The 11,714-nt window shown below is 67.7% G+C and carries 9 protein-coding genes; 3 read left to right on the top strand and 6 right to left on the bottom strand.

The genetic code is table 11. The annotated features are described in order from the left end of the window. Positions 1-58: 58 nt before the first annotated feature. Together HRJ34_RS00910 and HRJ34_RS00905 are read left to right on the top strand one after the other, a co-directional pair. Positions 59-1,066, top strand: coding sequence for a sensor histidine kinase (locus HRJ34_RS00910; RefSeq protein ID WP_011951943.1), 1,008 nt, complete (start codon positions 59-61; stop codon positions 1,064-1,066). A 360-nt stretch (positions 1,067-1,426) separates the two neighbouring features. Next, complete coding sequence (locus HRJ34_RS00905) at positions 1,427-4,525, top strand: glycosyl hydrolase (RefSeq protein WP_208633101.1); 3,099 nt, start codon at positions 1,427-1,429, stop codon at positions 4,523-4,525. A 197-nt stretch (positions 4,526-4,722) separates the two neighbouring features. On the opposite strand, the gene HRJ34_RS00900 is transcribed toward HRJ34_RS00905, so the two are convergent. From HRJ34_RS00900 to HRJ34_RS00880, 5 genes are all read right to left on the bottom strand, one after another. Next, positions 4,723-5,601 carry a phosphate ABC transporter ATP-binding protein gene (locus HRJ34_RS00900; RefSeq protein WP_011951945.1) on the bottom strand — a complete coding sequence of 293 codons (879 nt, stop codon included), beginning with the start codon at positions 5,599-5,601 and terminating at the stop codon, positions 4,723-4,725. Continuing rightward, positions 5,598-6,437, bottom strand: a complete 840-nt coding sequence (gene pstA / locus HRJ34_RS00895) for a phosphate ABC transporter permease PstA (protein ID WP_011951946.1) — start codon at positions 6,435-6,437, stop codon at positions 5,598-5,600. The genes HRJ34_RS00900 and pstA overlap by 4 nt, the downstream gene beginning before the upstream one ends. Before the next feature lie 11 nt (positions 6,438-6,448). After that, a complete protein-coding gene (pstC, locus tag HRJ34_RS00890) occupies positions 6,449-7,402 on the bottom strand; it encodes a phosphate ABC transporter permease subunit PstC (protein WP_011951947.1) in 954 nt (317 codons plus the stop codon). 70 nt (positions 7,403-7,472) lie between these two features. Then, positions 7,473-8,522, bottom strand: a complete 1,050-nt coding sequence (gene pstS / locus HRJ34_RS00885; protein ID WP_016746644.1) for a phosphate ABC transporter substrate-binding protein PstS — start codon at positions 8,520-8,522, stop codon at positions 7,473-7,475. A gap of 292 nt (positions 8,523-8,814) precedes the next feature. After that, positions 8,815-10,251, bottom strand: coding sequence for an amidohydrolase family protein (locus tag HRJ34_RS00880; RefSeq protein WP_208633100.1), 1,437 nt, complete (start codon positions 10,249-10,251; stop codon positions 8,815-8,817). A 300-nt stretch (positions 10,252-10,551) separates the two neighbouring features. Between HRJ34_RS00880 and HRJ34_RS00875 the strand changes: the two genes are divergently transcribed. Then, the gene (locus tag HRJ34_RS00875; protein ID WP_208633099.1) at positions 10,552-10,923 is read left to right on the top strand and encodes a hypothetical protein; all 372 of its coding nucleotides are present in this window, start codon (positions 10,552-10,554) and stop codon (positions 10,921-10,923) included. Positions 10,924-11,203: 280 nt separating this feature from the next. Here the strand turns inward: HRJ34_RS00875 and HRJ34_RS00870 are convergent, their stop codons facing one another. Beyond that, complete coding sequence (locus tag HRJ34_RS00870; RefSeq protein WP_011951952.1) at positions 11,204-11,653, bottom strand: SRPBCC family protein; 450 nt, start codon at positions 11,651-11,653, stop codon at positions 11,204-11,206. Between the last annotated feature and the right edge of the window lie 61 nt (positions 11,654-11,714).

Below are 11,714 nucleotides of genomic sequence, written 5' to 3'. Positions count from 1 at the left end.
GGGGCAAACGGCATCATCCGGCGTTCGCGCCGGATAAATGGGAGCAGGACCGATATCCGTGATCCTCGAACTTCCGCACCGGTTGGCCGGGCGGAAACCGGATCTGGCGACCGACGTCGTGGTGGCGACGGCGGGCGTCGGGCTTGCCGTGGCCGGCCGCCTGATCGTCGACATCTTCGCGCCCGGCGTGCTCGCCTATTCCTTCGTCTTTCCGGCGGTGATCTTCTCCTGCCTGATCGCCGGCCTGCGATCGGGGCTGCTCGTCACGGTGATCTGCCAGCTCCTGATCTGGTATTTCGTGATCCCGCCGCAGCGCGACTTCGCGATCGATTTCCCCCACGGCGTCGGCCTCGCCGTCGCGACGGGATCGCTTCTCCTGACCGCCTGGGTGGTCGCCGGCTTCCGCGCCGCCGCCTTCCGCCTGCGCGAGGAACAGCAACGCCATGTCGAGCTGCTGTCGCTGGCGCTGCGCGAGGTCGACCATCGAACCCGCAACAATTTCCAGATCGCCGCGTCGCTGCTGCTGTCGCGCGCGGCGGGCCAGGAGAATCCCGAGCTGCGCGGCGAGTTGCAGGCCGCCGCCGGACGGCTCCAGTCGCTCGCCTCGGTCTATTCGAACCTCGCGCTGAGCAGCACCAACCTGTCGACGGTGATGCTCCACGAGCATCTGCGCGACATCTGCGAGCGCATCCGCGACGGCATGCTGCCCGCCGGCGTCACCCTGAGCGTCGACGCCGACCCGATCGAGGTGCCGGCGCAGACCGCCGTGTCGATCGCGCTGATCGTCAACGAATGCCTGACCAATGCCGCCAAGCACGCCTTCCCCGAAGGGGTGGGCGCGGTCGCGGTCTGGCTGCGCCCCGACGCGGAGGGGAACATCCTCATCACGATCGAGGATGACGGCGCCGGGCACAATCCGGACCGGAGCCACGGCACCGGATCGAAGCTGATGGACATGCTGGCCCGCTCGCTGGGCGCCGAGCTTCAGATCAGCAGCGGCACCACGATCGACCGCGGCACCCGCTGCGAGCTGAAGGTACCGCGCGCCAGCCTGACGCATGGTTGAGGCTATTCGGACTCGTTCCGGGTTCGACCTCCCAGCTAGGCCAGAAGCCCTCTGAGCGGCCCTCGGGCGTGGTCGCCGCCAGGCCGCCGATCGGTACTTCCATATTTTGAGCCTGGACATTTTTCGAATATAAGGTATGCTTACCCCGCTTGTATGGAAGCGGAACAACCCGATAAATGTCAAATATATCCATAGACAGTCCGCAAGATTTCGAAGAATCAGCATGTATTTTTTCGCTTCGCGACGGTGAGACGGCCGCGACCGGCGCCTGGGCCGGCAGGGCCGTTCACGCCGCCGACGCTGTGATCGATGCCATCGCAACGCCCTAAACCTCGGCCCCGGCCGTTTCGCTACCTGACCATGAGCGACCTCAGGCCGGTGTGGCTGAAAAGGACCGCGCGCGGTCTCGTCGTCCTGGTCGGCCTGGTGTTGATCCTGCTCCTGGCGGGGTCCACGGCCCTTTGGTTCACGGTGCAAGACCGGTTGAAGACTGCGGACTTCGCGCCGGCGAAACCGCTTTCGTCCTACGCAGACGAGGCGGCCCCTGCGCCTCGGCCCGCGCCCGCGCCGGCCCCGTTCGACTGGGCCGCGATCGACGCCCCGCCAACCTCGGCCTTGCCCTGGGTGCGGTGGTGGTGGCCAGGCGGCAACGTCGAGCCGAGCGAGTTGCGACACGAGCTCGACCAGTTGAAGGCCGCGAACTTCGGCGGCGCCGAGGTCCAGCCCTTCGCCTTCGGCGTCAAGGCGGTGACGGACAAGGACCCCGCGGCGCGGGCGCGCATCGCCGCCTTCGACACGCCTGCCTATTTCGCGATCCTGCGCGGCGTGATGAAGGACGCCGCCGATCGCGGCCTGCGGATCGACCTCACCCACTATAGCGGCTGGCCGGCGGGCAGCCCCGCCGTGGGGGTCGCGGACGGACTGCAGAGCCTCGCCTGGTCGGAGCGTCGCTTCCGCGGCGGACGCCAGGTCGAGATCGCCTTGCCGCGCCCGAAGCCCAGCCTCAACGCCTTGCTGCTGGCGGCCTCGTCACTGATCTCGCCGATGGGCGATATCAGCGATTTCGATCCCTCGCGCGCCCAGCTGCTCAGCGTCCTCGTGGCCCGGCCAAAGGGCGGGGGCCATAGCCTGTTCTCGACAAAGGACACGCTCCGCCTCGACGCGGCTTCGGTCCAGGTCGTGGACGCTCAGGTGAAGGACGGCAAGCTCGTCTGGGACGCGCCGCCGGGTCGCTGGGTGCTGGTCGCCTCGTGGATCCTGCCGGCCGGCCAGCCACCGATGTTCAGCGCGCCCGAGCCGCCGGGCTATGCGGTCGACGTCTTGCGCGCGGCCAATGTTCGAGCGCACTACAACTACGCCTTCGGCCGACGCACGGGCCTGGACGCCGAAGCCGGCCATGCCTTCCGCGGGATCTTCAACGACAGCCTGGAATTCGCCGTCGATCGCTTGGGCTCCGCCGACATCCTGGCCGAGTTCAGGCGTCGGCGCGGCTACGACCTGCGCCCTCACCTGCCGGTCGTCTTCGTCGACGCCGCCGACAGCTTCTATGTGAGCGAATTGATGCCCTCGCGGAAACCGAACTTCACCCTGGGCGAGATGGATGACCGCATCCGCCACGACTACCAGCTGACCCTCTCGGACCTCGTCGTGGAGCGCTTCCTGGACGAGACGCGGACGTGGGCCGCGGCGCGAGGTCTCAAGTCCCGCGGCCAAGGCTACGGCATGGACATCGACGTCCTGCGCGCGCTCGGCGCCAACGACATACCCGAGACCGAGCAGCTCTACGCCGGCGGCGGCGAGGCCTTCCTGCGGATGGCCGGATCGGCCGCGGCGCTCTACGGGCGCGACCTGGTGAGCGCCGAGGCCTTCGTCTGGGCCGACCAGGACTATGCGACCACGCCCGCCAAACTGAAAGCCGCGGCCGACAAGCTGTTCTTGTCCGGGGTCAACCACGTCATCTACCACGGCTTCCCCTACGACTGGCGCGCCGGGGATCGCGACCGCTGGTTCGGGGATCAGGGCTGGGCTCCCTTCGCCAGCGATCCGATGGCCGTCTTCTCGGACAACTATTCGCCACGCAATCCGCTGTGGGCCGATCTGCCGGCGCTCAACGCCTATATCGGCCGTTCGCAGAACATCCTTCGGCAGGGACGCCAGGCGGCTGACGTCCTGATCTACTATCCGTTCCTGGGCTATCGTGCGACGGGCTACGGCCCCGACGAGCTCAAGGAGCCACTGTTCCTCGGGGCCTTCCCCTCCGCCGCCCCCGCAGGCCCGCCGCCGAGGACGGGGGTGCAAGGAACCGACGAGCGGATCCTCTGGTTGCGCAAGATGGCGCCGGTGTTCGACGCGCTGAACCGGCGCGGCCTCACCTGGGGCTGGGTGAATGGCGACGGCCTGCGCAACCAACTTCTGCCCGACGGCCGCATGAGGTCCGGCGCGTCCTACGGCGCCATCCTGCTGGCCGAGGTCGAGGCCATGGCGCCCGAAGACCTCGCCGCCGTCCAGGCGCTGGCAGCGCGCAAGGTCCCGGTGGCCCTGTACGGCCGCACGCCGGTCCGCCAGCTAAGCTATCTGGACGCCAAGGCCGGTGACGCCCGTGTGCGCGCATCCAGCGCGGCGCTGGCGGCCGCAGCATCGAGCGCCCAGACGCCCACGGCTCTCGTGGACGCTATCGTCGCGGCGAGCAGACCCGATCTCCGGTTCGCGGGCCGCAGCGCGTTGCAGCGCTATTCCCGCATCCTGGCGAACGGCGGCCGGATCGACTTCCTGGCCAATCCCGGCGCCAGCGAGGCGAGCACGCTGATCTCCACCCCGGACCACGCGCAGGCCTGGTGGTTCGACGCGCGGACCGGCCGAGCGGCGCCGGCCGTGCGGGACGCCGAGGGCCGTATCGCGCTGACGCTCCAGGCCTATGACTCGCGGTTCCTCATCCGAGGCGTCCCCATGCCGGCCCACCTCGCCTCGTCCGCCATGACAACCAGCCCGGTCACGCGCGCATGGCCGTTGAAGGGCTGGAGCCTGCGCGTCGGCGGCGACGTCCGAACGTCGGGGCTCTTCGACTGGCGCAGCGACGAGGCCCTGCGCCATTCCAGGGCCGAAGGCGTCTACAGCGCCAAGGTCATCCTGCCCGAGTTGGCGCCCGGGGCGCGTCGCGGCCTGCGCCTCGGCATCGTTCCAGGCATGGCCACGGTGAGGATCAACGGCCGCGACGCCGGCCGAGCCAGCCTGCCGCCCGGCGAATTGGACGTCAGCGGCCTGCTGAAGCCCGGCGTGAACCGCATCGAGATCGTCTACCGGCCGACGCTGCGCAACTGGATGATCGGCCGCGCGGCGGAGGGCGACAAGCGCGCCGCGGCGTTCCGGTCGCGGACCGAGGCGCTTACGCCCGCGGGCCTCCAGCAGCCGATCAGCATCGTGGAGCATGGCGCGCCCGACGCGCGCGGCCGTACGAAGTGACGCGGCGCAGGCCGGCGCCCGGCGGGGGCGTCAGGCCACGTGTACGATCTGGCCGCCGTCCACCGGAAGCGAAGCCCCGCGATGAGCCGGGTCTCGTCCGAATGGAGGAAAGCAGCCTCCTCGGCCGCGTCTCCCCTGCCGAATATGCCAACTATGCCAGCAGTGCCGGATATGCCTCGATTTAACCCGGAAAGACTCTAGCCGAACCGCCCGGTCACATAGTCGCGGGTGCGCTGGCCGCGCGGGTTGGCGAACAGTTCCTCGGTCGGCTGGAACTCCATCATCCGGCCCAGATACATGAAGCCGGTATAGTTGGAGATGCGCGCCGCCTGCTGGAGGTTGTGGGTCACGATCACGATCGTGAAGTCCTGGCGCAGCTCGATCAGCGTCTCCTCGAGCTTGGCGGTCGACACCGGATCGAGCGCCGAGGCCGGCTCGTCGAGCAGCAGCACATCGGGTTCGACCGCGATGCCGCGCGCGACGCACAGGCGCTGCTGCTGCCCGCCCGACAGGCCGAGGCCCGACGAGTGGAGCTTGTCCTTCACCTCGTCCCACAGCGCCGCGCGGCGCAGCGCCGTCTCGACGATCTGGTCCATCTCGGCCCGGCTCTTGCGCTGGTAGAGGCGCACGCCGAAGGCGACATTGTCGTAGATCGACATCGGGAAGGGCGTCGGCTTCTGGAACACCATGCCGACGCGGGCGCGCAGGCCGGCGACGTCGACCGGCGAGCGGACCATCGCCGTATCGTCCCCGCCGCCGTCGCGATCGCGCAGCCGCTGCAGGCTCTTGCGGTCGGCGAGCACGTCATGCCCGTCGAGCAGGATGCGGCCGACGGCATGCTGCCTGGGATAGAGATCGTAGATCCGGTTGAGCGCGCGCAGCAGGGTCGACTTGCCGCAGCCCGACGGGCCGATCAGCGCGGTGATCTTGTGCCGCTCGACCGGCAGGTCGACCCCGTAGAGGGCCTGCGTCCTGCCATAGAAGAAGTCGAGCTTGCGCGCCTCGATCGCGAGCGCGTCGCGCGAGGGAAAGGCGAGATGGACTTCCTCGGACAGGTGCGACGGAAGGTCGGTCATGAACGGCGGGCCTCCCGGGCGACGATACGCCCGATGATGTTGATGGAGAGAACGGCGGCGGCGATCAGCAGCGCGCCGACCCAGGCCAGGCGCTGCCAGTCGTCATAGGCGGACAGCGCGAACTGGAAGATGGTGGTCGGCAGGCTGGCCATCGGCTGGGTCAGCTCGGTCGAGAAGAACTGGTTGCCGAGCGCGGTGAACAGCAGCGGCGCGGTTTCGCCGCTGATCCGGGCGAAACCGAGCAGCGCGCCGGTGACGAGGCCGGCGCGGGCCGACTTCCAGACGATCTTGCGGATCACGAAGGCGCGGCTGGCGCCGAGCGCCATGCCCGCCTCGCGCAGCGCGCTCGGCTGGAGGCTGAGGATGTCCTCGGTCGTGCGGGTGACGATCGGCATGGCGAGGATGGCGAGGGCGACGCCGCCCGCCCAGGCCGAGAAGCCGTGGAAGGGCCGCACCAATATCTCGTAGACGAACAGGCCGATCAGGATCGACGGCGCCGACAGCAGAACGTCGTTGAGGAAGCGGACGACCTGGCCGTAGCGGGTGGCGCCGCCATATTCGGACAGCCAGGTGCCGGCGAGGACGCCGACCACGACGGCGATCGCAAGGCCGATGCCGCACATGATCAGCGATCCCATGATCGCGTTCGACAGGCCGCCCTCGGAACCCGGCGCCGGCTGGGTCATGGTGAAGATCTTCGTGTCGAGCCCGCCGATGCCCTTGCTGAGCAGCGACCAGAGGATCAGCACCAGCGCGGTGAGCGCGATCAGCGTCGCGATCGCGGTCAGCACGATGAAGGCGATGTTGGAGATGCGGCGAACGAGAGCGCGGTCCATCGCTGTCCCCCTCAATGGCGCTGGCTGCCGAGGAGCGCGCGAGCGATCGCGAGCACCCCGAAGGTGATCAGGAAGAGGACGAGGCCGAGCGCGACGAGCGCGGCGCTGTGCATGTCGCTGGTCGCCTCGGCGAACTCGTTGGCGATCGTCGAGGCGATGGTCGAGCCCGAGGCGAACACCGAATCGGGGAAGCCATGGGCGTTGCCGATGATGAAGGTGACCGCCATCGTCTCGCCCAGCGCGCGGCCGAGGCCGAGCATGATCACGCCGACCATGCCGCGCCGGACATAGGGGATGACGACCGCGCGGATCACCTCGAACGGGGTGCAGCCGAGGCCGTAGGCCGCCTCGCGGAGCTGCGCGGGGACGGTCATGAACAGCTCGCGGAACACCGCCGCCATATAGGGCAGGATCATGATCGCGAGGATCACCGAGGCGGTGAAGATGTTGGCGCCGTTGGGGATGCCGGAGAACAGCGTCTCCTGCCAGGAGCCGGGCTCGGCCTCCATCATCAGCGGAAGCTGGACATGTTCGGCGAACCAGGGGGCAAGGACGAACAGGCCCCACATGCCGTAGACGATCGATGGGATGCCGGCGAGCAGCTCGACCGCGATCGCCACCGGCTGGGCCACCGGGCGCGGGCAGAATTCGACCAGGAAGACCGCCACGCCGATCGCGAGCGGCAAGGCCATCACCAGCGCCAGCAGCGCGGTGACCAGGGTGCCGACCACCGGCCCGGCCGCGCCGTAGACCTCGGTGACGGGGTTCCACTCGCTGGAGGTGAGGAAGCCGAAGCCGAAATGCTCGATCGCCGGCCAGCCGCCGATCGCGAGGCTGACGACCACCCCGCCCAGCGTGACCAGCAGCAGGGTCGCCGCCCCGAAGCAGGCGGCGTGGAACAGGGTCTCCCCCGTCGAGCCGGGCTTTCCGAAGCGTGCGGTGTCAGGTGGAGCAGCGCTGGCCATGTTTCCCTTTCAAGGCAACGGGGGCGACGCTATCGCCCCCGCTTCCCGCATCTGTGGCGCCGGTCGCGGCTCAGCGCGGAACATAGACGGGCTTGCGGCCCGCCGTCACGCTGGTCAACCATTGCTTGCGGACCAGGGTCTTCACGGCCGCCGGCAGCGGCACATAGTCGAGCTGCGCCGCCGAGGCATCGCCCGCCTTATAGGCCCAGTCGAAGAATTTCAGGACGCTGCCGCCCGTCGCCGGATCGGCCTGGTTGCGATAGACGAGGATGAAGGTCGCGCCGGTGATCGGCCAGGTCTTCGGGCCCGGCTGGTCGAGCAGCAGGACATAGTTGCCCGGCGCCTTGGCCCATTGCGCGCCCGCCGCAGCGGCGGCGAAATTGGCCGCGCCCGGAGCGACGAACTGGCCCGCCTTGTTCTGCAGCAGGACGAAGGTCGCCCGGTTCTGCTTGGCATAGGCATATTCGACATAGCCGATCGAGCCCATCGTCTGCTTGACGAAGGCCGAGACGCCGTCATTGCCCTTGCCGCCGATGCCGGTCGGCCAGGACACGGCGTCGCTGGCGCCGACCTTCTTCGCCCAGACCGGGTTCTTCATCGCCAGATAGGTGGTGAAGAGGAAGGAGGTGCCCGAGCCGTCCGAGCGATGGACGACGGTGATCGGCATCGGCATCAGCTTCACGCCGGGGTTGAGCCGCGCGATGCGCGGATCGTTCCACTTGCGGATGCCGCCCATGAAGATGTCGGCGAGGACCGCGCCGGTCAGCTTGATCTGGCCGGGCTTGACGCCGGGCAGGTTCACGATCGGAACCACGCCGCCCATCACGGTCGGGAACTGGTAGAGGCCTGCGGCCGCCAATTCGTCCGGCTTCAGCGGCTTGTCCGACGCGCCGAAATCGACGGTCTTCGCCTTGATCTGCTTGATGCCGCCGCCCGAGCCGATCGCCTGGTAGTTGAGGCCGATGCCGGTGGTCGCCTTGTAGGTCTCCGCCCATTTCGCATAGAGCGGCGCGGGGAAGGTCGCGCCCGCGCCCGAGATGTTGGCGGCATGGGCGGGGGAAACCATGCCCGAGGCGAGGACCAGGCCAGCGCTCAGCGCGGCGACGAAATGCTTGAGCATGAAAGATTCTCCGATGCCGGAGTCCTTCCGGCGCGAGGGCTCGCTTAATCCCGGGCTGTTACAGCAATGTTACACCGGATCGCCTTATGCGGCGGCGATGGGGCCTGTCCTGGCCCCATATCGTCACCGAACTGACATAAAAATGTAGCATCGGCGGATATCGATGCGGGATCGGGGATGGAGAGCCGAGCGCTCCACACCGCAACATCCTCACCCTGACGCAAATCGGAATCCATTGCCGCTCCGTCGAGATGGCGAGCGGCGTTCGGCGTCAGGCGGAAGCGATACGCTCCTATTCGGGTGGCGCGAATTTCGCCGCATGGGCCTCGAGCGTCGCATCGATCTCCTGCCTGGGATACCAGCGGCCGCGCACCATCACTCCCTCGATGCGGTCGGCATTGTCGATATCTTCGAGTGGATTTGCCGCGAGGAGCACCAGATCCGCGCTGGCGCCGGGAACGATGGTTCCGAACTGCCCGACGCGATCGAGATAGCGCGCCGGCTCGGCCGTCGAGGCGGCAAGCGCCTGATAGGGCGTCAGTCCGGCTTCGACGAAATGCTTGAGCTCGGTGTGCAGGGAAAAGCCGGGCACGACCACCAGCGCCGGTGAATCGGTGCCGGTGAGCAATGGCGCACCGGCGTCGCTCAATGCCTTGACGATGGCCAGCCGAACGGATCGACTGCCTTCCAGGTTCGACCGGTGCCGCGCGTCGAACACCTGGTTGAAGAGAGTGTCATCGCGCAGCTCGGCCGGAAGATATCTGCCCTCCGGCAGGCCCTGCCGCTTCTCGCGATCGAGCTCGTTGGTAAGACGATCGTAGACGACAAGTGTCGGATCGTTCCAGACGCCGGCCTTCTTCACCTTCGCCACGAGCTCCTCGATCTTTGCCGTCGTGCCGAAAGCGAAGCCCGTATAGAGATCGGGAATGCCAGCCGAGACCTTCGACGGGTCCGGCCAGAATGCCACGTCGAAGCCGGAGAGATGCTCGATCGACCGCATGCCCCGCAAGGCGTGGTCGAAGCTGACGAGCTGAGGCAGGTGGCCGGTGATCGGCAGCTTCTGCTTCCCCGCCTCGTCCACGACGGCGTCGAAGACATCGGTTCCCAGCGTCGAATAGACCTTGATGAAATCGAACCCTTTCCGCGCCGACCATCGGACATAGGCACGCGCGGCGTCCGGCTTGCCGAAAGCCATGGTATAGGAGGTGAGCGGGGGGTCTCCGTCCATGATCGCCGATGCCGTGAAGATGCGCGGCCCTTCGACTTTCCCGGCATTGATGGCGTCCCGGAGCAGGAGGTGAGGCTCGCCGCCTGCCATGTTCCTGACCGTGGTAACGCCGTTGGCGATGAACAGGTCGAGGAAGGCCCGCGCGGCATCCGGGGAAACGCTCCCCTCGGCCGACCCGTTGATCGTCGGACCGCCAACCGGGATGTGGACGTGCATGTCGCTCAAGCCCGGAATGACATAGCGGCCACGGCCATCGATAAGCTTGCCGCCCTTCGGGGGCAGCGTCGAGGCGGCCGGGCCGTAGCGGAGGATATGGCCGTCATGGACGAGAAGCGTCTGGTCCGGAATCACCCGTTCCCGGTCCATCGGGATGACCGAGACATGGGTGATCGCGAAATCCTCGGCCCGCGCTTGCGCGGTTGCGATCGCCAGCGAAAGCAGCAAGGCCGCACCGGCACCGGACGCCCGCGAGAGATGCTTCCTGTTGCTGGAATTGCGCATCCATATCCCCCTTTTTCCTGGCCTTTTGACGCCCCGCGCGAAAGCCGGCGATCGGCTCGCGAGTCGCGACGGATTATTTGGTCCAAAATATGGACCTTTTAGCGGAAGGCGCAATAGCTATCGTTTCGGCATGGTATCGGATCAAACGCAGCAATCCGATCGCCTCAGCCTTTCTGTCAGGGCTGACAGAATAAGTTTGCCCCGATGGCGCGCTTGGGCTTGACGAAAATGTGACCGAGCGGTACGTGCCTGTTCATACCACGTACCGATCTGTCACATCTTGTCAGGGGACACAACGCCATGGCCTATCTGGGCTTCACCCCCCTCGATGGGGAAAGCAGGACGGCGACGGCCTCCGACGCGGGGCTGTTCTCGTCCACCGAACTCCGCGTGATCAGCCTCGCCGAGCGCATCGACGCGACGCGGGAGATCGCGCCGCACAGCCGCTTCGGCCGCTTCGTCGAATGGGCGCTCGGCGTCCGCCTCGCCCGTCCGCTCGCCGATCCGCGGCTGGAAAGCCTGCGCCGCTTCGCCTCGCTGGCCCGCCACCATGCCGACGAACTGGGCGACGACGACGTCGGCAGCTTCCTGGCCTCGGGCTATTCGCGCGGCCAGGCGCAGGGCCTGCTCGCCTATCTCCGCGGCGAGGGCCGGCGCAGCCGGCTCGCCTGAACCGAACTCCCCGCCGGATCCCTGCGGCGGGGCGGGGGGTGGGCACACGGCCCCGTGACGCGATCCGGCTTCCCCCCATTGGCCGTCGATCGCAGCCCACCCCCAACCGGGGTCCGTCGAGGGACCGTCATGCTGAACTTGTTTCAGCATCCACCCAGCAACTTGGACGGGTTATGAGATAGCCGGCCTGCACGCCGCAGGATTCTCTACGGCATAGCCAAGCCTCCCGGTGGATGCTGAAACAAGTTCAGCATGACGTGCGGAGTGAACGGCGTGGAAATCAGATCCGCTTGGCCAGCGCCTCGAGCTGGTCGGTCGCGATGCCCCAGCCCTCATGGAATCCCATCGCCTCGTGCTGGGCCTTGTCCTCGGCGGTCCAGTGGCGGACGGTCGCGGTGTAGCGGGTCTTGCCGGCTTCGTCGGCGAAGGTGAGGATGCCGGTCATGAACGGCTTCTCCGACGGTTCCCAGGCGCTGGTGAAGGCGTCGGTGAAGACCAGCTTCTCGTTCGGGACGACCTCCAGATAGACGCCGGGATTGGGCATCTCCTGCCCTTCGGGACCGCGCATCACGATCAGGCACGAACCGCCGGGCCGCAGATCGACCTCGGCCTTCGACACGCCCCAGGGCGGCGGGCAGAACCACAGCGGGATCAGCTCGGGATCGGTCCAGCAGCGGAACAGCTTGTCGCGCGGCGCGTCGATCAGGCGGGTCAGGGTGAGGTCGTGCATCTGGCATCTCCTATCGTCTGCGTCGGTACGACGATGGCGGCGCGTCCGATCCGACAGCCGG

This window comes from Rhizorhabdus wittichii (assembly GCF_017607425.1).
In the GTDB taxonomy this organism is placed as follows: domain Bacteria; phylum Pseudomonadota; class Alphaproteobacteria; order Sphingomonadales; family Sphingomonadaceae; genus Rhizorhabdus; species Rhizorhabdus wittichii.
Note: the sequence above shows the minus strand (reverse complement) of the source record. Positions and strands in the feature narration are given on the sequence as shown.